This window comes from Neorhizobium sp. NPDC001467 (assembly GCF_050275975.1).
Classification (GTDB): Bacteria; Pseudomonadota; Alphaproteobacteria; order Rhizobiales; family Rhizobiaceae; genus Neorhizobium.
Genome location: NZ_JBNNPS010000001.1, coordinates 365,824 through 388,656 on the forward strand (window position 1 = coordinate 365,824; position 22,833 = coordinate 388,656).

At 62.1% G+C, this 22,833-nt stretch carries 25 protein-coding genes; 15 read left to right on the forward strand and 10 right to left on the reverse strand.

What is annotated here, in order from left to right; genetic code table 11:
* Positions 1-630: an alpha/beta hydrolase gene (locus ACQKKX_RS01825; RefSeq protein ID WP_427568227.1), complete on the forward strand. Its 630-nt coding sequence runs from the start codon at positions 1-3 to the stop codon at positions 628-630.
* Positions 631-700: 70 nt separating this feature from the next.
* Here ACQKKX_RS01825 and ACQKKX_RS01830 read toward each other — a convergent pair whose 3' ends face one another.
* Positions 701-1,270, reverse strand: coding sequence for a transglycosylase SLT domain-containing protein (locus ACQKKX_RS01830; protein WP_427569324.1), 570 nt, complete (start codon positions 1,268-1,270; stop codon positions 701-703).
* A 193-nt stretch (positions 1,271-1,463) separates the two neighbouring features.
* Here ACQKKX_RS01830 and ACQKKX_RS01835 point away from each other — a divergent pair, with 193 nt between their 5' ends.
* Positions 1,464-2,729: a DUF3422 family protein gene (locus ACQKKX_RS01835; protein ID WP_427568229.1), complete on the forward strand. Its 1,266-nt coding sequence runs from the start codon at positions 1,464-1,466 to the stop codon at positions 2,727-2,729.
* A gap of 59 nt (positions 2,730-2,788) precedes the next feature.
* Positions 2,789-3,115, forward strand: coding sequence for a hypothetical protein (locus ACQKKX_RS01840; RefSeq protein ID WP_427568231.1), 327 nt, complete (start codon positions 2,789-2,791; stop codon positions 3,113-3,115).
* On the opposite strand, the gene ACQKKX_RS01845 is transcribed toward ACQKKX_RS01840, so the two are convergent.
* Entirely contained in the window at positions 3,116-4,012 is an 897-nt protein-coding gene (locus ACQKKX_RS01845; protein WP_427568233.1) for a DMT family transporter, read from the reverse strand. It lies immediately after the preceding gene.
* A 197-nt stretch (positions 4,013-4,209) separates the two neighbouring features.
* Between ACQKKX_RS01845 and ACQKKX_RS01850 the strand changes: the two genes are divergently transcribed.
* The 6 genes from ACQKKX_RS01850 (at position 4,210) to ACQKKX_RS01875 (ending at position 10,707) form a co-directional block, all read left to right on the forward strand.
* Complete coding sequence (locus tag ACQKKX_RS01850; RefSeq protein ID WP_427568235.1) at positions 4,210-5,508, forward strand: adenylosuccinate synthase; 1,299 nt, start codon at positions 4,210-4,212, stop codon at positions 5,506-5,508.
* 62 nt (positions 5,509-5,570) lie between these two features.
* Entirely contained in the window at positions 5,571-8,138 is a 2,568-nt protein-coding gene (locus ACQKKX_RS01855; protein ID WP_427568237.1) for a hypothetical protein, read from the forward strand.
* The gene (locus tag ACQKKX_RS01860; RefSeq protein WP_427568239.1) at positions 8,105-8,479 is read left to right on the forward strand and encodes a VOC family protein; all 375 of its coding nucleotides are present in this window, start codon (positions 8,105-8,107) and stop codon (positions 8,477-8,479) included. Before ACQKKX_RS01855 ends, ACQKKX_RS01860 begins: the two co-directional genes overlap by 34 nt.
* On the forward strand, positions 8,380-8,625 hold the full coding sequence (locus ACQKKX_RS01865; RefSeq protein WP_427569357.1) for a hypothetical protein: 246 nt from the start codon (positions 8,380-8,382) through the stop codon (positions 8,623-8,625). Before ACQKKX_RS01860 ends, ACQKKX_RS01865 begins: the two co-directional genes overlap by 100 nt.
* Positions 8,626-8,698: 73 nt before the next feature.
* Positions 8,699-9,139, forward strand: a complete 441-nt coding sequence (locus ACQKKX_RS01870) for a DUF2946 family protein (RefSeq protein WP_427568241.1) — start codon at positions 8,699-8,701, stop codon at positions 9,137-9,139.
* Positions 9,140-9,276: 137 nt separating this feature from the next.
* Positions 9,277-10,707: a PepSY-associated TM helix domain-containing protein gene (locus ACQKKX_RS01875; RefSeq protein WP_427568243.1), complete on the forward strand. Its 1,431-nt coding sequence runs from the start codon at positions 9,277-9,279 to the stop codon at positions 10,705-10,707.
* 81 nt (positions 10,708-10,788) lie between these two features.
* Here ACQKKX_RS01875 and rpoH read toward each other — a convergent pair whose 3' ends face one another.
* Together rpoH and ACQKKX_RS01885 are read right to left on the reverse strand one after the other, a co-directional pair.
* On the reverse strand, positions 10,789-11,691 hold the full coding sequence (gene rpoH / locus ACQKKX_RS01880; RefSeq protein WP_427568245.1) for an RNA polymerase sigma factor RpoH: 903 nt from the start codon (positions 11,689-11,691) through the stop codon (positions 10,789-10,791).
* A gap of 457 nt (positions 11,692-12,148) precedes the next feature.
* Complete coding sequence (locus ACQKKX_RS01885) at positions 12,149-13,174, reverse strand: RluA family pseudouridine synthase (protein WP_427568247.1); 1,026 nt, start codon at positions 13,172-13,174, stop codon at positions 12,149-12,151.
* Between the two features lie 41 nt (positions 13,175-13,215).
* Here ACQKKX_RS01885 and ACQKKX_RS01890 point away from each other — a divergent pair, with 41 nt between their 5' ends.
* Both ACQKKX_RS01890 and ACQKKX_RS01895 read left to right on the forward strand, forming a co-directional pair.
* Positions 13,216-13,608: a hypothetical protein gene (locus ACQKKX_RS01890; protein ID WP_427568249.1), complete on the forward strand. Its 393-nt coding sequence runs from the start codon at positions 13,216-13,218 to the stop codon at positions 13,606-13,608.
* Positions 13,609-13,613: 5 nt separating this feature from the next.
* On the forward strand, positions 13,614-14,444 hold the full coding sequence (locus ACQKKX_RS01895; RefSeq protein ID WP_427569325.1) for a TrmH family RNA methyltransferase: 831 nt from the start codon (positions 13,614-13,616) through the stop codon (positions 14,442-14,444).
* Between the two features lie 67 nt (positions 14,445-14,511).
* On the opposite strand, the gene ACQKKX_RS01900 is transcribed toward ACQKKX_RS01895, so the two are convergent.
* Positions 14,512-15,690, reverse strand: a complete 1,179-nt coding sequence (locus ACQKKX_RS01900; RefSeq protein ID WP_427568250.1) for a hypothetical protein — start codon at positions 15,688-15,690, stop codon at positions 14,512-14,514.
* A 125-nt stretch (positions 15,691-15,815) separates the two neighbouring features.
* Positions 15,816-16,415: a DUF1134 domain-containing protein gene (locus tag ACQKKX_RS01905; protein ID WP_427568252.1), complete on the reverse strand. Its 600-nt coding sequence runs from the start codon at positions 16,413-16,415 to the stop codon at positions 15,816-15,818.
* Positions 16,416-16,714: 299 nt separating this feature from the next.
* Between ACQKKX_RS01905 and chpT the strand changes: the two genes are divergently transcribed.
* Positions 16,715-17,362, forward strand: a complete 648-nt coding sequence (chpT, locus tag ACQKKX_RS01910; RefSeq protein ID WP_427568254.1) for a histidine phosphotransferase ChpT — start codon at positions 16,715-16,717, stop codon at positions 17,360-17,362.
* 110 nt (positions 17,363-17,472) lie between these two features.
* Positions 17,473-17,835, forward strand: coding sequence for a response regulator (locus tag ACQKKX_RS01915; RefSeq protein ID WP_427568256.1), 363 nt, complete (start codon positions 17,473-17,475; stop codon positions 17,833-17,835).
* Between the two features lie 153 nt (positions 17,836-17,988).
* Here the strand turns inward: ACQKKX_RS01915 and ctrA are convergent, their stop codons facing one another.
* Positions 17,989-18,690, reverse strand: a complete 702-nt coding sequence (gene ctrA, locus ACQKKX_RS01920; protein ID WP_112733668.1) for a response regulator transcription factor CtrA — start codon at positions 18,688-18,690, stop codon at positions 17,989-17,991.
* Between the two features lie 438 nt (positions 18,691-19,128).
* On the opposite strand from ctrA, the gene ACQKKX_RS01925 reads away from it, so the two are divergent.
* The gene (locus ACQKKX_RS01925) at positions 19,129-19,482 is read left to right on the forward strand and encodes a flagellar export protein FliJ (RefSeq protein ID WP_427568259.1); all 354 of its coding nucleotides are present in this window, start codon (positions 19,129-19,131) and stop codon (positions 19,480-19,482) included.
* Between the two features lie 139 nt (positions 19,483-19,621).
* The gene (locus tag ACQKKX_RS01930) at positions 19,622-20,113 is read left to right on the forward strand and encodes a paraquat-inducible protein A (RefSeq protein ID WP_427568261.1); all 492 of its coding nucleotides are present in this window, start codon (positions 19,622-19,624) and stop codon (positions 20,111-20,113) included.
* 42 nt (positions 20,114-20,155) lie between these two features.
* Here ACQKKX_RS01930 and ACQKKX_RS01935 read toward each other — a convergent pair whose 3' ends face one another.
* The 3 genes from ACQKKX_RS01935 to ACQKKX_RS01945 all read right to left on the reverse strand — a co-directional run bounded on the left by ACQKKX_RS01935 (position 20,156) and on the right by ACQKKX_RS01945 (position 22,622).
* The gene (locus tag ACQKKX_RS01935; RefSeq protein WP_112733674.1) at positions 20,156-20,431 is read right to left on the reverse strand and encodes a DUF1153 domain-containing protein; all 276 of its coding nucleotides are present in this window, start codon (positions 20,429-20,431) and stop codon (positions 20,156-20,158) included.
* A 186-nt stretch (positions 20,432-20,617) separates the two neighbouring features.
* Positions 20,618-21,340 (reverse strand): sugar transferase, encoded by a 723-nt coding sequence (locus ACQKKX_RS01940; protein ID WP_427568263.1) that lies wholly within the window; start codon positions 21,338-21,340, stop codon positions 20,618-20,620.
* A 256-nt stretch (positions 21,341-21,596) separates the two neighbouring features.
* Positions 21,597-22,622, reverse strand: coding sequence for a DUF2793 domain-containing protein (locus ACQKKX_RS01945; RefSeq protein ID WP_427568265.1), 1,026 nt, complete (start codon positions 22,620-22,622; stop codon positions 21,597-21,599).
* Between the last annotated feature and the right edge of the window lie 211 nt (positions 22,623-22,833).

Consider the following 22,833-nt stretch of genomic DNA (forward strand, 5'->3'; position numbering starts at 1 on the left):
ATGAGCGTTGAAAACTATCTCCACCGCGCCCGCGCCGGCGCGCCGGGTGCGCCGATCCTGTTCGTCTTCCATGGGACCGGCGGCGACGAGAACCAGTTCTTCGATTTTGGCAGCCGGCTGTTGCCGCAGGCGACAGTGATCTCGCCGCTCGGGGATGTATCCGAACACGGCGCCCCGCGTTTCTTCCGCCGCACAGGAGAGGGCGTTTACGATCTTGCCGATCTGGAGCGGGCAACCGCGCGGATGAGCGACTTCGTTGCGGCCAACAGGCAAAAATACGGCGCCTCCGATGTGATTGGTCTCGGTTTTTCCAACGGCGCCAACATTCTCGCCAATGTGATGATCGAAAAGCCCGGCCTGTTCGATGCCGGCGTGCTGATGCATCCGCTGATCCCGTTCCAGCCGAAGGCGAGGGTGGGGCAGGAAAAAGCACGCGTGCTGATTACAGCCGGCGAGCGCGACCCGATCTGCCCGGTGCCGCTAACCGTTGCGCTTGCGGATTACTTTCGCGAACAGGGCGATACGGTGCTCACCGAATGGCATCCGGGCAGCCACGAAATCCGCCCCAACGAGATCGAGGCGGTGAAGAGGTTCCTGGAGCCTTATGGCGCGCTGGCCGGCGCAAGCTGATCCCCAGGCTCTCGCGCAACGGAATACTGATCGATGATCGGCAGCCGGATGCGATGCATGCGGCTGTCGGTCAATAGCCGCACTGGCGCAGCTGCGCCTCGTATCGCGCTGCCATATTGGCCGATTTCTGGGCGGCGCCGCGAATGGCCGCGGTGAACTGACCGCGCTCATAACCGCGGTGGCCGGCATAATAGGCAAGGTAGAGGTTGCGGCTGTCGGTCGGCGAAATGCCGTTGAGGCGGCTCGAGCGGTTGTGATACCAGCCGACGAAATGGATGGCGTCGGCAAAATTGCTGCGCCGCGCGCTCCAGCGGCCGGTATCCTTGCGGTAGGTGTCCCATGTGCCATCGAGCGCCTGCGCATAGCCATAGGCAGACGAGATCCGGCCCCAGGGAATGAAGCCGAGGACATATTTGCGGCGCGGTTTCGCATAGGGCTGAAAGCTCGATTCGACATAGATCGTCGCCATCAGCACCGGCACGGGAACGCCGAACTCACGCTCGACACTCTTGGCATCCCGGGCCCAGTTGTTGAACAGGCCATCTCTTTGCTCGAAAATGGCGCAGGCATTGTTGATCCGGCTCGGCGCACTGGCGCAGCCGGTCATAGCCATGAGCGCGATGAAAAACGCAATACGCATCGCAGAAACTTTGGTCATACCCAAAGTGATGCTCCTTAAGATTTAATGAAAAGTTTACGCATCACCCGCATCGGCGCCTTGGCCCCGGCATTTGCGATGCCGTTCTGCGGCAAAGCGTCATCTCGCGCCGCGCAGGCATTTTGATAAGAGCCCGGTCGAGCAGCCGGCCGCTGGGGCCGGCCGGGGAATTCGCATGTCGAAACGCAGTTTTTCGTTTCCGGTCGCCGACGTTCGGGCGCGCGCGCTTGGGGAGATCCATTCGCGGCCCTTCACGCTTCTTTCGCTGCCGCGGGTCATCTTTCAGGTCGCCTTTCTGACGGAAGCGAATTTCGCCGCCGATCATGCGCTGCTGGCCGAACTGTCGCTCGAGCAGGGCGTGCCGGCCCCGGCGCCCGATACGAGCCATCACACCATGAGCTGGGGCAGCGGCACGCTGCGCTGGGAGCGCCATACGGAATTCTCCACCTATTTCTGGGACAGTGCGGCTCCGGCGGCTTTCGGAGGCGAAGTTCCGGTCAATCCGTTTGGCGCACGGTTTGCCGCACCCGGCCCGTTCATTTCCGGGGTCCGCATCGAGATCCGTCCGGCGCAGGAGGACCTGGCCGGCGTCATCGCCAGCTTCGACCAGACCAGCCTGTGCCAGAGCATGGTCGCGGACGGGCAGGCGACCGTGGTGACCGATTTCCGCCAGAATGGCGACGGGCTGACGAAATTCCTCATCCTCGACCATGGCATGACGGAGGCGGCACGCGGCATGCTCGCCCAGCGCCTGCTGGATATCGAGACCTATCGCACGCTTGCGATGATGGGACTGCCACTGGCGCAGAACCTCTCTCCGGAAATCCGCGCGATCGAGGCGGAATTCACGGGCATTACCCAGCGCATGAAGCAGCACGCCCGCGGCCAGGCGGACGCGATGCTGGGCGAAATCACGGCGCTCGCGGCCGAGCTCGAGGCCAATGCCGCCCTCAGCCTCTATCGCTTCGGCGCCAGCCGCGCCTATAACAATATCGTTCTCGATCGGGTGGCGATGCTTGGCGAAAAGGCCGTGCCCGGCAGCGAAACCCTGGGCGGTTTCCTGCAGCGCCGGCTGGCGCCGGCCATGCGCACCTGCCAGTCGGTGGAGGAGCGCCAGGCCAATCTGTCGCGCAAGCTGACGCGCGCCACGGCCCTGTTGCGAAGCTGGATCGATGTCGATCTGCAGAAGTTCAACACTGAAATCCTCGCTTCAATGGACAAGCGTGCGCATCTGCAATTGCGCCTGCAGCAGACGGTGGAAGGGCTTTCTGTCGCGGCAATATCCTATTACGTTATCGGCCTGGTCGGTTACCTCGCCAAGCTCGCGCATCATCTCGGCGTTCCGGTGGGACCCGAGACCCTGACGGGGGCGGCCGTGCCGGTCGTGGTGCTCGGCATCTGGTTGACGGTGCGACGCATTCGCCGCAGACACCGCGACTGAGGGCGTTCGGGCTGGCAGCACGAAAGGACGGAGCGATGGGGTTTGGGGGAGATCCGCTGATGCTTCGTTTCGCCTGTGCCGGTCTGCTGGTGGTTGCCGGTGCTGCCTCGGCCGCTTCGCAAACTGCCGCCCCAGTGCCCGCCGACGCGCTGCCCGCCGACGCGCTGCCCGCTGACGTCCGCCACTACATCGCTGAGCGGGAAAATTGTGACCATTTTCGCGGCGAGGACCCCTATGACGCCGACCGCCGACGCGAGATCGACGCCGCGCTCGATCGCTACTGCAAGGGCACGGATGCCCGGCTCGATAGCCTCAGGAAGAAATACCGCAAGGGGTCCGCTGCCATTCGCGATGTGCTGAACGGGTTCGAATACCCGATCGAATAGTCAGGCAGTTGCCGGATGTTTGGGCTTCCAGCGTTCGGCAATGGCGATGCCGCCCAGCGAAAGGATCAATGCAAGGATGTGGAAAGCGAAGAGCTGTTCGCCGAGGATGGCGACCGAAAGGATGGTCCCGAACACGGGCACGAGGTTGATGAACAGGCCGGCGCGGTTGGCGCCGAGGTCGATCACGCCCCTGATATAGAGGATCTGCGCGACGAGAGAGGCGAATATGCCGGTATAGAGCGTGGCCGCCCAGCCGGTGACGTCTGGCAGGAGCAGGTTTCCGGCGCGATATTCCCAGACCATCAGCGGCACCGAAGAGATGAGCGCGGCGAGCGCGGGGATGGCCATCAGCGTGCGCCAGTCCACCGGCGGGCGCCATCTGAGTGCGATCGTGTAGGCGGCATAGGCAAGAACGGCAAAGATCATCAGCGCGTCGCCCTGATTGACCGTCAGTGTCAAAAGGCTGCGCAGATCGCCATGCGCCGCCGTCAGCGCGACGCCGACCAGCGTCAGCGAAAAACCGAAGACCTGGGCGATCGACACCCGGATGCGAAACAACACGAAATTGGCGACGAAGATCAGGAAGGGAATGGCCGCCTGTTCGATCGTCACGTTGATCGCCGTCGTATGATGCACGGCGGAATAGAGAAGCGCGTTGAAGACGGTGTAGCCGATGACGCCGAGAAAGATCAGAACCGGCAGATGGTTTTTGGCGACCGGCCAATCCTTGCGGATCTGCGGCAGCGAGATGGCGAGAATCACCGCCACCGCCACAAGCCATCGCAAAAGGGTGAAGGTCATCGGGCTGATATGGCCGACCGCAAGCTTGGCGACGACGGCGTTGCCGCCCCAGCAAAGCGTAGCAATGATCAGAAAAACATAGGCTCTACCGTGCACGCCCGCACTCCCCCGATGCCCGCCCACGCGGCACTTGCGCCGTTTTCGGCCCTGCCAATACCGGTGGTGGCGGTGTTTTGTCACGCAAAAACCACAGGCAAATCGATAAAGCGGTCGCTTTCCGACATTTGGCGCAGTATAGATGCGCCGGTTTGAGTAGGCGCAACGTCTTGCGCCGCAAGGCAGGATATCTCGAAATGACGAATGTCGTGGTAGTGGGCTCCCAGTGGGGTGATGAAGGCAAGGGCAAGATTGTCGACTGGCTTTCCGAACGTGCGGATATCGTTGTCCGCTTCCAGGGTGGCCACAATGCCGGCCATACGCTCGTCATCGATGGCGTCAGCTACAAGTTGTCCCTGTTGCCTTCGGGCGTCGTGCGTCCGGGAAAGAAGGGCGTCATCGGCAATGGCGTCGTCGTTGATCCGCATGCGCTGATCGCCGAAATCGGCCGCCTGGAAGCCCAGGGCGTCATCGTGACCCCGGATAATCTGCGCATCGCTGAAAATGCTACGCTGATCCTCTCGCTGCACCGCGAACTCGATGGCATGCGCGAAGACGCCGCCTCCAACAGCGGTACCAAGATTGGCACGACCCGCCGCGGCATCGGCCCGGCCTACGAAGACAAGGTCGGCCGCCGCGCCATCCGCGTCATGGATCTGGCCGACCGCGATGCGCTCGAAGCCAAGGTCGAGCGTATTCTTAACCACCACAATGCGCTGCGTCGCGGTTTCGGCGCGGCCGAAGTCGAACACAAGGACATCATGGAGGAGCTGACCTCGGTTGCCGACCGTATCTTGCCCTTCATGGAAAGCGTGTGGGAACTGCTCGACAAGGAGCGTCGCCAGGGCTCGCGCATCCTGTTCGAAGGCGCTCAAGGCTCGCTGCTCGACATCGACCACGGCACCTATCCGTTCGTCACCTCGTCCAACACGGTTGCCGGTCAGGCCTCGGCGGGTTCGGGCATGGGTCCGGGTTCGCTGGGCTACATTCTCGGCATCACCAAGGCCTACACGACACGCGTCGGCGAAGGCCCGTTCCCGACTGAACTCAACGACGAGATCGGCCAGTTCCTCGGCGAGAAGGGCCATGAATTCGGCACGGTGACGGGCCGCAAGCGTCGTTGCGGCTGGTTCGATGCCGCGCTGGTGCGCCAGTCGGTCGCCACCAATGGCATTACCGGCATCGCGCTCACCAAGCTCGATGTTCTCGATGGTCTGGAAGAGCTGAAGATCTGCGTCGGCTACATGCTCGACGGCAAGCGGATCGACCATCTGCCGGCGGCACAGGCAGCGCAGGCGCGCGTCGAGCCGATCTACGTGACGCTGGAAGGCTGGAAGGAATCGACCGTCGGCGCCCGTTCCTGGGCCGACTTGCCCGCTCAGGCGATCAAATACGTCCGTCAGGTCGAGGAATTGATCGGCGCGCCGGTTGCCCTACTTTCCACCAGTCCGGAACGGGACGATACCATACTTGTGACGGACCCGTTTGAGGACTAATATCCTAGTTTGACACATCTTTCACGCGACCCTTGCGGGCTGGTGATCAAGAGAAAGTATCGATGGCTGATTTTGTAGCGGTTATTCGCCGGGCGGTAGACGGTCTGGCGAACAATACTCCCGAGATGCGGCTTCGGGTGTATGAAAAGGCGCGTGGCGCTGTCCAGCGACAGCTCGAAAACATGAAGCCGCGCCCGTCGGACGACATGCTGCGCCGCCAGATGGACAAGCTGGAGGCGGCGATTACCTCCGTCGAAGCCGAGCATGCGCAGGCATTGCCGGCCGGCGAACCGGAGGTCTCGGCCGGTGCCATCGCTGCGACATCTGATGCTACGCCGATGGAGCCGCAACGCGCGTCGGAATGGCCACGGGAGCCGGAGCCGGCGGCTACGCCGGTGCGGGACGATGCAGCCTCGTCCTATTCCCCCAGCGCCTATGCGCGCGGCGAAGAGCCGGCGGACGAAGATATGCAGGGCGACTATCCGCCCGTCTCGCCTGTGTCGCCTTCCTATGAGCCGCAGCAGCATGATTTTCAGAGCCACGAGCCGGCGAACGAGCCGGTTGCCTATGAGCCGCCGTCCTATGAGCCGGAACCCGAGGCAGCCCGCTATGAGCCCATCGACGATCGCGGTCTTGGGGAGCAGGGTGCTGCGGATCACGGCGCCGACGATCGCTACGATGCCGCGGCCGTTGACGCACGCCACGACAGCGTTCCAGGGGAACCGGCGGAGGTTCCGCGTTGGGACGAACCGGCGCAGCCGCTCAACGCACCCTATCCCGACGAGCCGCCTTTTGGCCGTCCGGCCGAATTGCCGGAAACCGTGGCTTATCTCGAAGATCGTGATCGCCTGATCCCGGCCTCTGAGCCAACCTTCCCGGAACAGACACCGATCTGGCCGCAGGACCCGGACGCTCCGCATGCGGACACGGCGCATGCGCATGACATTCGCGAACCGGCTGAGGGCGGTGAGCGCGATACCCAGAATGCCGCGCTCTCCCGGCTTGTCGAGCCGATGGCCGATTTCGACGAGACCCCGACACCGGCGCAGGAGCCTGGCTGGTTTACGGGCGCTGCGACACGGGTAGAGGCTGATGCGACGCCCACGCCCGCATGGTCCGACACGGTCGAGCTGCCGCGTGCCACGCAGGACGACACGAGCTCCGCCTTTGCCGAGCAGCGGTTCGACGACCGCCCTGCCTCAGAAAGTTTCGATGCGCATTTCGAAACGCCGGTCAGTGCCGCGGCCACGGCCCGCATGCCGGCTGCCGCCGATCTGCCGGAATTCGGCGTTGCGCCCGCCTCGTCTTCTGCTGCCGCGAGCGATCCGTTCGAGGAATATCTGCGCAGCCAGCCTGATCTGACGACGCCTGTTGCGGCGACATCTGCTGCCGGGGCGACGACCGCCGCGACCAGCGAGGCAGGTAAGCCCGCCGATGCCGACCCCTGGAACGACCTCGAGGAACTGATCGGCTATAACAAGGCCGCTGCTGCAGAGGCCGAAAAGATGCCGGCTGCCGAGGACGCGGAGCTGCATGACGACATGATGCCGCCGCCGGTGCGGCCGTATCGTGCGCAGCCGAAGCCCAAGCGCAGTTTCGGCCCGTTGATCCTCGCTGTTCTCGGCCTCGTCATCGTCGGTGGCGGCGGCTATGTCGCCTGGTCGAACTGGGACAAGGTCGGCGAACTGGTCGGCAGCATTGGGGGTAGCGAAACCTCCGAGACTGATACCGCGCAGCAGACGCCGCCGGCGACGGCGACGCCGCCCGCCAGCCAGACGCCGCCGGTCGCCAACACCCCGGCACAGACCGCGCCCGCCGACCCGGCCGCCGGCGGCGCGACGCCGCCCGCGGCAGCCGACGGCGCGACGGCGGGTCAGAAATTCACACAGCGCCTGCTGGCCAACGGCACGGAAGTGGACGAAGGGGCAGGCGGACCGGCAGCCGGCGGTGGCGGCCAATCGGTGGCGCAGTTGAACAGCCCACCCGGCACGCCGGCAACCACGCCTGCCGAAGCGACCGCCCAGGCGCCTGCGAACGTACCGGCCGTCAACCCGACGGAAACGGCCGCCGTCAGCGGCGAGAAGATGTTCCTTTACGAAGAACGCCTGGGCCAGCCGGCGCCGACGGCCGTCGAGGGCAATGTCTCCTGGTCGCTGCAAAACGAGCCGGGTGAGAACGGGCGCCAGGAGCCGACCGTTCAGGCGCGCATCAATATCCCCGGGCGTGGGCTGACGGCGCTTGTCACCTTCAAGCGCAACAGCGACGCATCGCTGCCGGCAAGCCATCTGATCGAACTGGTGTTTTCGGTTCCGCCGGATTTCGAAGGCGGCGCCATCGACAGCGTTCAGCGCATTGCCATGAAGGATACGGAACAGGATCGCGGCACGCCGCTTGTGGCCGTTCCGGCCAAGATCACCGACGATTTCCACATGATCGCGCTGAACGACTTCCCGGATGCGCGTGCGACCAATCTGGAACTCCTGCGCTCCAAGAACTGGCTCGACATTCCGCTCGCTTACCGCAACGGTCGCCGGGCGCTGCTGACCCTGCAAAAGGGTCAGGAGGGCATCCGCGCCTTCAACACGGCGATCCGCGAATGGTCGACGGCGACTGCCTCGTCGGGACAGTGAGCAGCGACGCTCCGAAACAGCTTGATCAATCCGGCCGCAATGCCGCGGCCGGAAACGGCGCTTCACCGCAGGGCGGTTTCAATGCGCTCGTGCCGGAACTGGATGTTTCGGACATTGCTGCCAGCCTGCATTTCTGGTGCGATCTTCTCGGCTTTCACATTGTCTACGACCGGCCGGCTGCCGGCTTCGCCTTCCTTGAGCGGGAGGGGGCGCAAGTCATGCTGTGTCAGGTGAATGGCGAATGGGTGACGGGGCGCTGGAGCGTCCGGTTGGACGAGGCATCAATTTGGAGATCAAGGTGTCCGATGTTTCCGTCATCGCTTCGTCACTCAAAGCGGTAGGTTGGCCTCTGTTTCGCGCCCTGAAAGACAGCTGGTATCGCATCGGCGCGGAAGAAATCGGGGCAAGGGAATTTCTCGTGCAGGATCCGGACGGCTATCTCCTGCGGTTCTCGCAGCCGATCGGCCATTGTTCTCCCGACGGCTGACCGGTCGCCAATAAGTCGTTGCACGCGAACTTGCCGCAGTGACATTCAGCCTGGGAAATGCCATGAAACAACCATGCGTTTCGTCAGGAAAATCATCGCGGACAGTTTGAGCGGCGGGGTTATTGCCCTGCTCGTATCGCTGATGATGATGCTTGACGGCGCCATCGGCGCGCATGCGCTCGGTGCGATGGTCGCAGCCGAGCGGGCGGCGGCATCCGAAATCATCTGTTCCGGTGCAGCGATGTCGCCGGATCACCATCACGGGCATGCCTCCTCCATGGATGCCGGCAAGACCGGCCACGAGCATGATGGCAGCGCCGGTCGCCCGGATTGCTGTTCGGCCGCCTGCCAGTTCGTGGCGCAATTTGCCGCGACCGATCTGCCGGTCCAGCCCGTGCCGCAATGGCCGGTGCCCTCACGCGCCAGCCCGATTGCGCGCGACTATGCGCCGTTCACGCTCCGCCCGCATCTGCATTCCCAGACAGCACGCGGCCCGCCTGCCTTCCAGTCCTGACGCCGATCCCGGCCGGACCGCAGGTCCGGCGCAATCCGCTCATCTGGAGGCACCATGTTCATCCCGTCCTATTTCCTGCCAGCCGGCGCAGCTGCGACTGGCCCATCTCGTTTACCCGTTGTTGGAAGGAGCGCGCCATGACGACCGCTCGTATTCCCAAAGCCACAAGCACCGCGGCATCCGACAGCGCGGCTCTGCGCGCATTCCTGACCCGGCTGCATTTCTACGTCGGTCTTTTCGTCGGTCCGTTTCTGCTGATCGCGGCAATCACCGGCACGCTTTATGTGCTCACGCCGCAGATCGAGGAGCGGCTCTACCATGAAAACCTCATCGCGCGGATGCAGGGGCCGGCAAAACCGCTGTCGGAGCAGGTCGCCGCGGCGCGGGCGGTGATCGGCGAAGGGCCGCGGCTTTTTGCCGTGCGCCCGTCGACCGAGCCCGGGCGCACCACCCGGGTGATGTTTACAGAGGCCGGGCTCGGCGAATCGGAGACGCGCACGGTCTTCATCGATCCGGCATCGCTTTCGCCGCAGGGAGAGCGCATCACCTACGGAACGAGCGGCATTCTGCCCTTCCGCATCACGCTGGACTATCTGCATCGCAACCTTCTGCTCGGCGATATCGGCCGCCATTACAGCGAGCTTGCCGCATCGTGGCTCTGGGTTTCCGTGCTTGGCGGCGTGCTGTTGTGGTGGTGGCAGCGCAGCAGCGTGAAGCCGGCCTCAGGCCGCGCCGATACGCATCGGCGTGCTCGCCGGCTCCACACCGTCATCGGCCTGTGGGCGGCGCTTGGGCTTCTTTTCCTTTCGGCAACCGGGCTGACATGGTCGCGCTGGGCCGGCAACAATATCGACCTCCTGCGCAACGAGGCGGGCTGGGTGACGCCGGCGATCACCACTGCACTCAACCCGAAGGAAGATCAGCCGGTGCTGGGAGAGCATGCGGCGCACGGCATGGGGATGGCTGTCGAGACGGCGGCCCCGGCCGACGAAGCCGCCATGGTCGCCCGTCTCGATGCAGTCATTGCCTCGGCGCGCGCGGCCGGGATCGACAGTCCGATGGTCGAAATCCGCCCTCCACGCAGTGTCGACGAGGCCTTTCGCGTCAGCGAATATGATCGTCGCTGGCCCACCCAGGTCGATACGGTCGCCGTCAATCCGGACAGCCTTGCCATCACCAGCCGCGCGGATTTCGCCAGTTTTCCGATCGTCGCCAAATTGATCCGCTGGGGCGTCGACGCGCATATGGGCGTGCTCTTCGGACTTGCCAATCAGGTGGTGATGGCCGCGCTCGGCATCGCCCTGACGGCGATGATCGTCTACGGTTATCGCATGTGGTGGACGCGCCGGCCGGCGCCTGGCGGCTCGGTGCGCACGCTGATGCGCAGCTTTTCCTACCTGTCGCCCATGACCAAGGTGATCTCGCTCGCCTTGGCCATCGGTTTCGGCGTGGCGCTGCCGGTGATGGGCGTCAGCCTGCTGGTGTTCCTGCTGATCGATTTCTTCCGGGCCGCGCTCGGGGAAATGATGGCAGCAGAGCAGCGCAACATGCCGCCCGGCATGCGGTAGGCTGCGACCCGCCGTCTCCTGAAACCAAAAAGACCCCGCGGCGTAAGCCGCGGGGTCTTTCACATTTGTACCGGCCGGATATCAGGCGTCGACGACCCGCAGGGCCTGTGCCTGCGCCAGCGCTTCCTTGCGAACGGCATCCTGCACCTTTTCGAAGGCGCGGACCTCGATCTGGCGAACGCGCTCGCGCGAGATGTCGAATTCGCTCGACAGCTCTTCCAGCGTCACCGGATCCTCGGCCAGGCGGCGGGCTTCGAAAATGCGGCGCTCGCGTTCGTTCAGCACGCTCATCGCTTTCGTCAGCATGCGGCGGCGCGTATCGAGCTCGTCCTGCTCGACAAGAACCTGTTCCTGGGTCTCGCTGTCATCTACCAGCCAATCCTGCCACTGGCCGGATTCGCCTTCGGTTGCGCGGATTGGTGCGTTCAGCGATGCGTCACCGGACAGGCGGCGGTTCATCGAGACGACCTCTTCCTCCGACACCTTCAGCGTGGTGGCGATTTCCTTGACCTGGTCGGGGCGCAGGTCGCCGTCTTCGACTGCCTGCAGCTTGCCTTTGAGGCGACGCAGGTTGAAGAACAGGCGCTTCTGGTTGGCGGTCGTGCCCATTTTCACCAGCGACCAGGAGCGCAGGATATATTCCTGGATCGAGGCCTTGATCCACCACATCGCATAGGTGGCCAGACGGAAACCCCGTTCGGGATCGAATTTCTTGACCGCCTGCATGAGGCCGACATTGCCTTCCGACACGACTTCGCCGATCGGCAGGCCATAGCCGCGATAGCCCATGGCGATCTTGGCGACGAGACGCAGGTGACTCGTCACCAGCTTGTGGGCGGCGTCGCGGTCACCATGTTCGGCGTAGCGCTTCGCAAGCATGTATTCCTGCTGCGGCTCCAGCATCGGGAACTTGCGGATTTCGTCGAGATAGCGGTTAAGACCGCCTTCACCGGCGGTAATGGATGGCAGATTGTTGCGGGCCATAAAGCACCCCCTTCTGATCGTATTGTGCCGGCTCCCTCGGGCTGACGCCACCGTATATGGACGTCATCAAAGACCCTTGCAGGCAAGCCGCTTCGGCGCGGGTCACATGTCGACCCCACTCCGACCCAGCTACCAGATAAGTACGGCGGAACGGTGACTCAATGTTTCCGCGGGCATCACGGGCGCGTTACACCATTACAAATTGGTAAGCTTCGCTGCGCTTGAGACCGTGGACATTCCGGCACTTGGATCGGCTGTTCCTTTGCCCGTTTCTACCGCATTTCCACCGAACCTGTTCTGTCATTTTCAATGTCATGCGGTGACGGACTGTTTCTAGAAACATGGAAACAGCAAAGGTGTTCCAGGATTAATGGCGTGGCATTCTCGACGGCGCCGGGCGGCATGCGGCCTTACGGTCACCTTGCCTCCCGTTCAGGGCGTCGTGATCGATCGTGGATCAGGCCCGCAGCGCCTCAATCAGCTCTGCCATGTCGTCCGGAACCGGCGCTTCGAACTCCATGACCTCGCCTGTGCGCGGATGTTCGAAGGCAAGCAAAAAGGCGTGCAGAGCCTGGCGCGGAAAACGGCTGACGAGCGCTCTTGCCTCTTCCGGCAGCGTGTTGACCTTGGTCTTGAAGCCGCCGGCATATTCCTTGTCGCCGATCAGGGGCGTGCCGACATGCGCCATGTGGACGCGGATCTGATGGGTGCGGCCGGTTTCCAGCCGGCACTCGATGAGCGCCGCAAGCGAGGTCGCGTCGGGTTTTTCGTGAAAGCGCTCCATCACTTCGTAATGGGTGATGGCGTGGCGGGCGTCGTCGCTGTCTTCCTTCTTCACGGCGCGCTTGGTGCGGTCGCCGCCGGCGCGACCGAGCGGCGCGTCGATCGTGCCCTTCAGGCCGTTCGGGCGGCCCCAGACGACCGCCATGTAAGCGCGCTCCAGCGGGCCGGTGCGGCCATGATCGGCGAACTGGTCGGCCAGATGGCGGTGGGCTGCATCGTTCTTGGCGGCGACCATGACGCCCGACGTATCCTTGTCCAGGCGATGGACGATGCCGGGGCGCTTGACGCCGCCAATGCCCGACAGGCTGTCGCCGCAATGAAAGATGAGCGCATTGACCAGCGTACCGGTCCAGTTGCCCACGCCGGGATGCACCACCAGTCCGGCCGGCTTGGCAATGACGATGACGTCCTTGTCCTCGTAGAGCACGTCCAGCGGAATGTCTTCGCCCTTGGGCTCCGGGTCTTCCGGCTCGGGCAGGTCGATCTCGATCGTATCGCCAGGGGCGACCTTTTTCTTCGGCTCGGTGCAGGGCTTGCCATTCAGGCTGACGGCACCCTGTTCGATCAGCGCCTTGAGCCGGTTGCGCGAAAATTCGCCGCCGAGCTCTGCCGCCAGCCATGCATCGATGCGGCCTTCCGCATCTTCTCCAGCGCTCAGGACTTTCCTTGGCTGCTCGCCTTGGTTAAAGGGGTCGTTCATTCATTTATCCGATGTTGAAAATCTGACGCAAGGACCGTTCCATGACCAAAGCCGAAATCGAGGACCAGAGCCCGGAAGAGCCGCTCGATCCGGCAATGGAGAACATCCGCCGCAAGATGATCAAGCTGCAGCTCGTGTCGGGCGGCATCTTGCTGGTCTGCTTTATGGCCGTCCTTGCTGCCATTGTCTACAAGATCACGCGTCCTGCCCCGCAGGCGACGTCCGCCCAGCCCGTCGCGGGCAGCCTTGCCGTGCCGGCCGACCAGCCGGTAACGGCCGTTGCCAACCTGCCGGCCGGTTTCGTCGTGCAGTCCGTCTCCCATTCGGGCAACCAGATCCTGTTCTACGGCCAGCTCGACGGCGTGTCGAAGGCGCTGATCTTCGATGTGTCGGTCGGAAGGGTCATCGCCGACATCACGGTCGGTAACCGCTGATGCGGATGGCGGGGGACGGTCTCGTGCGGATCGACGATCCGGCCGATCCCCGCATTGCGGAATTCCGCGATATCAAGGAACGCGACCTTGCCGGACGGCAGGGCCGCTTCATCATCGAGGGCACAGTGGTTCTGCGCATGGCGGTTGCCGCGCATGGGGCAGGGGCGTTTGCGCTCGAAAAGATCCTGCTTCTGGAAAACCGCGTCGAGGGCGTGTCGGAAATTCTGGCGACCGTGCCGCCGGATGTGCCCGCCTATGTCGCCAGCGGCGCGGTGCTGGATGCGATTGCGGGCTTTCATCTACACCGTGGCATCCTGGCGCTCGGCAGGCGTATCGTCGAGCCGGACGCCGATGGATTGATCGAACGGCTGCCGGAACGGGCGCTGGTCGTCGCCGCCTGCGGTATTTCCAATCATGACAATATCGGTGCGATGTTCCGCAATGCCGCTGCTTTTGGGGCGGATGCGATCCTGCTGGACGAGACCTGCTGCGATCCGCTTTACCGCAAGGCGCTGCGCGTATCGGTCGGCTCCGTTCTGTCCGTGCCCTATGCGCGTGGCGGCAGCATAATTTCGGTGCTGGAGCGGCTGGCTTCCCGGGGTTTGTCGATCTGGGCTCTGTCGCCTTCCGGAAGCGTGGACCTGCGCGCAATCTCTGCAGAACGGACCGGCATTGCGCTGGTCACCGGCACCGAGGGCGAGGGGCTGCCCCCTGCGGTGATGAACCGGTTTCGCTCGGCGCGTATTGCACAGAGGCCGGGTCTCGACAGTCTTAATGCCGGCATGGCGACCGGTATCGCGCTATACGAAATCGCCCGCGTCCAGGGAAAAATCTGATCTCAAAATCCGCGGTCATGGCAAGGTCGCACCGGCAGATGCCGGCGGGGGCAGGCGTGTGCGGCCCTCAGGCTTCCTCGGTGCGCGGCGCCTGTTCGAGAATGGCGTCGCGGGCACGCTCGGCAAGGCTGATACGTCCCGCTCCCGCAGCGTCCGGTGCCTGATCAAGCAGCGTATGGATCGGCGAGGAGGGGCCTTCAAGCGCAGCCGTAAGTGCCACCATGCTGGCGGCGATGGAAGCCATTTCCGTGCGGATCGCCTCATTGCCGGCCTTGCCGCGCGTCTTGGTCAGGCGTTCGCCGAGCGCCGTGCCGCGGTTGCGGATATCCTGTGCCATCGCCGTCAGATCGATGGCCTCGGGCGAGTTGGCCGCGATGACGGCCGTCGTTCTGTCGGCGTCCTCCGACTTCTTCTTCGGCGTCGGCAGGGCGATGCCGGCAGCCTTCAGCGCCCGGGTGGCGGCGCGGTTTTCCGAATTGGCGGTCTTCACCTTGTCGCGCAGGCGGGCGATCTCGGCATCGCGGCGCTCCAGCGCAGCGTCCTTGTCATTGCGTTCTGCCAGTTCGCGGGCGAGCTTGTCTTCCAGCCGCAGGGCCCGGTGCTCTTCCTGCGTCAGGCGGTTCTCCGCCTCCTTCGCGCGGTTGGTGAGCAGCTTGACGTCCTGGTGCAGCGCGTCGCGCTCGTCGCGCAGCGCCGCAACCCGGAATTTCAGGTTCTCCACCTCGGTATCGCGGGTCGACAGGTCGATCGTGAGATTGTCGAAATTCGCGCCGATCGTCAGCAGGCGCTTGCGCAGGCTGTCGATCTCCAGATCCTTGGCGGCGCCGGCATCCTCCACCGTCTGCAACGCGGCGCGCAACTGCTGGATATAGACATCTTCGCGGCGCAGGCGCGAGCGCAGGTCGGCGGCCTCGGTGTTCATCTCGTCGATCTGCATGTGCAGTTCGTGGTTTTCCGATTGCAGGCGCGCGGTATCGGCGCTCAGCCCATCATGGCGCAGCTGCAGCGCGACGGCGGTGTCACGCGCCTTGACGAGATCCTGCTTGGTGCGGGCGTTTTCAGCGGCGTAGACGGCGCGTGCCATATCGCGCTGGGCGCGCACTTCCTGAGGGCTTATCGGCATCGTCGCCTGGATGCGATTTTCCGTGTAGCGCACGATGCGTCTGTGGATGGCGGGCGCGACGATCATCGCAAGGAGAACGGCGGTCAGGAAGCCGAGGCCGAACAACAGGGCAAATTGGATCACGTCAGGGCCATCCCGCAGTCTGAAATATCGAGCCTATCATCGTCCTTCGCCAGGGAACTTGGCATGCGGCGTGCGAGGCGACAAGCGCTTCGCATCTATAAAAGGCGAAACTTGGATGGATGGGATCAGAAAGGATTCCAGGTCGGGCTGGGCGTCAGCTTGAGATAGCCGACATTGACGCCCAGGCGGGCACCGAGACCGGTGCGGATCGGCACCAGGACGACATTCTGGTTCTTGAGGACCGTCATGCCGACGCCGGCGATGACGAAGGCGGAGCCGCTGACGCCGCCATAGCGCGCGTAAAGCGCCTGGATGGATGGCAGGTCGTAGATCAGCATCATTGCCCGCGTGCCCTGGCCGCCATAATCGATACCGAGCGACGGACCCTGCCAGTAGACCTCGTGCTGGCCGGCATTCTTGGTGTAGAGCTGGCCTTCGCCATAGGTCAGGCCGGCGATGAAGGCGCCGGAGCCTTCCTGGCCGAGAATGTAACCGTTCGGCAGACCGTATTGCTGGAAGGCGCGCTCGACGACCTTGGCAAGACCGCCGCTGGCATTGCCGAAGAAATTGTGGCCGGCGTCAACGATTTCCTGGGCGGTATACTGTTCGCCGTTCTGCTGCTGGGCACTGGCAACGGTGGGAAGGGCAAGAGGCATTGCAAGAACAGGGGCAAGCAGGCTCTGAAAACCCAGGCGGGCGATGGCGTAAAATTTGCTCGGGCGCATCGATCTTTCCGTGGTTTGCATCGAATCTTGTCGCATATAGCGGTCTAACCATCTTGAGGCGATGGTGTTAACAATCGGTTTACCAAAAATGGTGTTCTTAAGGCGCAACGCTGACGTCATTCCCGCGCAACGTTGGCGTGCTCAGGTTCACGCCATTCGCGGAGGACATGTCATCCGCATGCGTCATATATACGGCGCAGACTGGACGCTGTAACACTTTCACGCAGCGTGTCGTGGTTTTGCAAAACCCATGGCGGTTTTTTCGAAAACACGATGCGCGCAACCAACAGGAACGCCCGATGCCGAAGAACCCTAACCTGACCTTGAGCGGCGCCGATCTGGCATCTCTTCTCTGCAGCCGTGTCTGCCACGACGTCATCTCGCCGGTGGGCGCGATCAATAACGGCCTGGAACTGCTCGACGAGGGCGGTACGGACGAAGAGGCGCTGGATCTCATCCGCACCTCGGCACTCAACGCGTCGGTACGCCTGAAATTCGCCCGTCTTGCATTCGGCGCGTCCGGCTCTGTCGGCGCATCGATCGATACGGGCGAAGCGGAAAAGGCGGCCAAGGATTTTGCGGCGGCCGAGAAAAAGGTCGAGGTTACCTGGAGCGGCCCGCGTGCCATCATTCCGAAGAACCGCGTCAAGCTGCTGCTCAACCTGTTCATGGTTGCCTATAGCTCGATCCCGCGCGGCGGCAGCCTCGAAGTGATCATCGAAAATCCGGAGACGGATGCCAAATTCACGATCACCACCAAGGGTCGTATGCTGCGCGTGCCGCCGAAATTCATCGAGATCTGCTCGGGCAATATCGAGGAGGCGATCGATGCCCATTCGATCCAGCCCTATTACACCGTGCTTCTGGCCGAGGAGGCCGGAATGGATCTGAAGCATGTGGTCTTTGAAGACAGAATCGCATTTATCGCCGAAATCGCCATCGCATGACGAATTGCATTGTGAATCGCAGCGATTGGTAACCTTTCATTAGCGACAGCTCCCCTAGTATCGTCATCCGGTGCTTCCTGTGAAGGCCGGAAGTGTTTGGGGAGCACACCATGCAGCGTCTGATGATTGCCGACAGTTCCGATATCGTTCGGACGGTTGCCAAGCGCATTTTGTCCGAACTCAACTTCATGGTGTCGGAATCCGCAAGCGCCGGCGAGGCGCTTCAGCGCTGCAAGGCGGAATTGCCCCTCGTCCTTATTGTCGATGCCGGCCTCGATGGCGCGCTGGAGCTGATTACCGCCGTGCGCGCGATGTCGAACGGCGACAAGGTGCGCATCTATTACTGCGTGATCGAGGCGGACCTGCGCAAGATGATGCAGGGCAAGCGCGCCGGCGCCGACGATTTCCTGCTCAAGCCTTTCGATCGCAAGATCCTGTCGTCGGTTTTCGCCAATCTTTCGATCGCGGCCTGATCTTTTTTCCCTTTAAATGACGGAAGCCGGGACGTTGCGCCCGGCTTTTTCGTGTCCGTCACCTTCGCGCCGGATGTTCGGACCCCGAACGTGCAAAGGCCCGCGCGATGACGTTCGCGCGGGCCTTGCGGAAGGGGAATTCCGATATTTCTATCAGGCCGTTTCGGCGTATTCCGCACCATCCGGCTCACGCAGCACATAGCCGCGGCCCCAGACGGTTTCGATATAGTTGGCGCCATCGGCGGCATTTGCGAGCTTCTTGCGCAGCTTGCAGATGAACACGTCGATGATTTTCAGTTCCGGTTCGTCCATCCCGCCGTAAAGATGGTTGAGGAACATTTCCTTGGTGAGCGTGGTGCCCTTGCGGAGCGAAAGCAGCTCCAGCATCTGGTATTCCTTGCCCGTCAGGTGCACGCGCTGACCACCGACTTCAACGGTCTTGGCGTCCAGGTTGACGATCAGTTCACCGGTGATGATGATCGACTGGGCGTGACCCTTGGAGCGACGAACGATCGCATGAATACGGGCAACCAGTTCGTCCTTGTGGAACGGCTTGGTCATGTAGTCGTCTGCGCCAAAGCCAAGGCCTCGTACCTTGTCTTCGATGCCCGCCATGCCGGAAAGAATGAGGATCGGGGTCTTGACCTTCGAGAGGCGCAGCGTCCGCAGCACTTCGTAACCGGACATGTCCGGCAGGTTGAGATCCAGAAGGATGATGTCGTAATCATAGAGTTTGCCGAGATCGACGCCCTCTTCACCGAGATCGGTGGTGTAAACGTTAAAACTTTCGGACTTCAGCATAAGCTCGATGCTCTGAGCCGTTGCGCTGTCGTCTTCGATCAATAGAACCCGCATGTTTTTCCCCTTTACCGCCGCGAAAGGTTTGCAACCCACTAACGCGCACCGGATCCAGTCGTTGCCTGATTTGGAGGCTGCCACCAAATGGTTAACAAACTCTGACTCGTGTTGGCAAGGTACAGGAATTTGTTAAACAAAATTGGTACTGGCCTGATTTCAATTGAGAATCCGTCACCGCCAAAACGTGAATCATAACGCGAGGAAACTGCGCTAAGTGATTCATACGACTCGTCATTGTCGTTAGTCGAATAATCGACCATGGCATTTACTGACCCTTAAGCGATCGGGCTTATCATTAACGATGCCCGTAAACGAAAGGTTACCGCGACCATAAATTCATTAACGTCGCGGAAATTTTTTTGGTCCTATCTGTAACAAGTGGGACACAGGCTTTGTGAATTGGCCGGGGTATCGCTATCCACGGGAGTATTGCGTATGAAATCGCGTGACAGTCTGGTTCGCCTGAAGGAATTCCAGGTGAACGACAAGCGCCGCCAGCTGCAGCAGTTGCAGATGATGATGGCGGAATTCGAAAGAATGGCGAAAGAGCTGGAGCACCAGATCACGCTTGAGGAAAAGAAGTCGGGGATCACCGATCCGAGCCATTTCGCCTATCCGACCTTCGCAAAGGCGGCTCGGCAGCGGGCGGACAATCTCCAGGTTTCGATCCGAGAGCTGAAAACCCAGCAGGACGCCGCCGAGCTGGTGCTGGAAGAAGCCCAGGCGGAGCTCTCCAAGGCAACAGCACTGGAAGAACGTGACGTGAGCAACCAGCGCGCCCGCGCTTAAGGTTCTCCGCAGCGTTTTCCCGAATTCGTTTTATCAACGCGGCCGGGCGGGTCTTCCTGCCGGGCCCGTTGTCGTTTTGTCGGTGTGCTGCCGCCGCATCATGGGTTATATCCCGTCGGCATAATGGCCGGAGCGGATGATGGACCTGCCGAAACTTCTGTTGATACTGGTCGCCGCAGTCTTTCTGATGCTCGGCATTTGTCTGCCGATCATGCGCTTCGACAGTTTCTACTTTTTCAGCGAGACGCCGTCGCTGATCGAGATCGTCTTATCGCTGTGGACAGGTGGCGATCTTCTGCTCGCTCTGCTGGTGGGCGGATTTTCCATCCTGTTTCCGATCCTGAAGCTCGTCGTTCTGGCGCTCGGTGCCATGCGCGGGGAAGGGCGCTCCAAGCACAGCCGGCTTGCTCGGCTGGTGCCACATCTGTCGAAATGGTCGATGATGGATGTGATGCTGGTGGCGATCGTGGTTTTCGCAGCCAAGACCAGCGGACTTGCAGATGCGATCACGCAGCCGGGCCTGTGGTTCTATGCCGGTTCGACGCTGATTTCCGCCGCACTGCTGCCGCTTATTGAACGGTATGCGTTGCAGAAACGTCGCCCGAAAAAGCAGAACCCCTCGCGGCCGTGAGGTCGAGAGGGGTTAAAGCAGGCCCGATGGGCAAAACAGTCGTCAGTGACGATACTGCTGGATACGGGTTGTTCTAAGGCCGGCAAGGCCGTGATCGTTGATGGACGCCTGCCAGGACAGGAATTCTTCGACTGTGAGCGTGTAACGCTCGCAGGCTTCTTCCAAGCTCAACAGGCCACCGCGGACTGCAGCGACCACTTCGGCCTTGCGACGAATGACCCAGCGGCGCGTATCGGCCGGGGGCAAGTCCGCAATCGTCAATGGGCTGCCATCGGGTCCGATGACATATTTAACTCGGGGTCGGATCATTTCGGTCATTGGACTCTCTACACTACACAAGACCACGTGAGAGAGCCTAGGGCGGCAGTTTTAACATTTACCTAAGCGGTTCACGGGTTTTTGTCCGAGCGATCAAAAAGTTGAGCCATTGACGGAAAAAGTGTCAAAAAAAACGCGCCGGGGCAGGGCGCGTTCCTGTTGTCGGGAAGGTGGCCAGAGCCTGCCTCAAAACCCCTTGCCGCCGCGCAGTTCGGAGACGACCGTGCCGACCATGATGCGCAAATCGAACCAGACGGAAAAATTGTCGATATAATGCAGGTCGCAAGCGATGCGGGCGCGGGCCTTGCCGGGACGGTCTGTCGGACCGCGCAGGCCGCGCATCTGGGCCAGGCCCGTCATGCCCGGCTTGACCAGGTGGCGGCGATGATAATCGGGCACCAGATCCTCGTAAGGAATGCCCGCCGCCAGCATGCCGATCGCGTGGCAGCGCGGGCCGACCAGCGACATGTCGCCTTTGAGCACGTTAAGGAGCTGCGGCAGTTCATCGATATTGGTCTTGCGCAGGATGGCGCCGATTTTTGTGATGCGCGGATCGTTCCTGATGGTCTGGGCCACACCGGTGGCATCGCCCAAATCGGTGCGCATCGATCGGAACTTGTAGACCTTGATCTTGCTGCAATCCTTGCCCCAACGGGTCTGTCGGAACAGGACCGGACCGGGACTGTCGAGCCGGATCAAAAGCGCAACCGCAAGAAGCAGCGGCGCCAGCGCAATCAGCGCTATCAGCGAGACTAAGATATCGACCGCGCGCTTGGCGGCGAGATGTCCCGACTTCAGGTCGGGTTTGGAGAATGCAACGGCGCGACTGTTGCTTTTCGCAACCGCGAAGGACTCGCGACTCCGGACGGTGGCATAGGCGGCGCTTTTGTGGAGATCGGATATGCTCACGACGTTCCCCGCGTTATCTATGTTTTCAATCGTTTGTCTAAGTCCTGATATAACACAAACTCAGGACTGCTCAACCCGGTCGATTAGCAATCAGTTAAGGCTGTCATGAATTCATTGGCATATTTTTGCATTGCAGCAATTTCGTGACAGCCTTTATTCAAATTTTAGGCGATGGGCGCCATCGCCATGTTTCCTTTGGGTTGCACGTGTTCATACCAGTTTGGCGCCGCGATGCGTCCAAACGATGGCGACCTTTTCAAAGCAGTGCAACGGTCAATTGCGTCGAGCCCGGCGCGTTGTGGATCTGTGCCATTCCGAGGTAGCGAAACGACAGTTCGTCACCGGCATTGAGTGCGACCACTTCCGTATGGGACAGGCTCGCAGGCGCCGCGGTTGGCGACCAGATGGTGAAAAGCGTCTGGCTGCCATTGACGATCAGACTGGTGGCGTGGCCTGAGGAGGAAATGGTGAGCATCAGTATCGACAGGAGGTAAAGGCCGGTTTCAGGAACTTTCAACGTGCGACCGCTGTCCCCGACAGTCGCGCCCAACTTGATGCCGCCCTGTACCTGGTCGAGGCTCGTAAAGCCGCTGTCGCTGCCGGATGCGGGCGTGACCGTGCCATCGGTACGGTAGGCCCGGCCGGTTGGGCGCTGCGGCACAACGACCGTACCGTTCTGGCGAATTTTCAGTGCCGTCAGCCAGTCTGTGCCGTTGCTGACCTTGATGGAAAAATCATTGTCGCCGGCAAGTCCCATTTCCGCATGGCCGGCCCAGCCCGACTGGAAAAGCAGGCTGGCCGTGTCGGTCGCCGCGGCCTTGTTGATTTTCGCCTGATGGCCGTGGCCGACATGGCTGAAAAGACTGGCGTCGGAAGCGACGGCCAGACGGTTGTTCGCATCGGCATCGGTATTGATGCCGAAGGATGAGACGCGGGTCGCATCTGGATGAAGATCGCTCCAGGCTGTGCCGCGATAAATTTTGAGTGTGTGAGTGGCGGCGAACCATGCGAGCCAGCCCTCCCGGGGGCGCAGGAACGACCAGGCCCCATCCTGCCAGGTGGCGATCTGGCCGTCGCGGCCAGTCCAGAGACCGCCGGCGCCAGCCGCCACAGACAGACGCGCGCCCTCCGCCGGCATGTCGGGCGGGACTGCCGTCTCGCCATCGATCGCCAGCTGAACGATGGCATCGAGCGCGAGCAGCGCCTCGTTATGGGTGACATGCTTTTGGGCCTGCGAGGGAAGAATGAAAGGCATGGAAAGATGGGGCGTGCGGTCCGTCATGCGTCGTCTCCCGTATCAAGCGTTGTGGTGACGGAATTGTAAGCTGCGCCCGTTCGGCGGCGATGATCGGAAGGTCAAGTGTCTGAAAAGGCTCGGGTCAGGTGTGAAAACCTGTACGGGACGGCGCGCCGGCGAACAGTCCCGCCATCCGCGCGCGTAAAAGCGGAAGCGAGGAAAAACCACTGCAAACCGGCAGATGATCGCTTGTTTG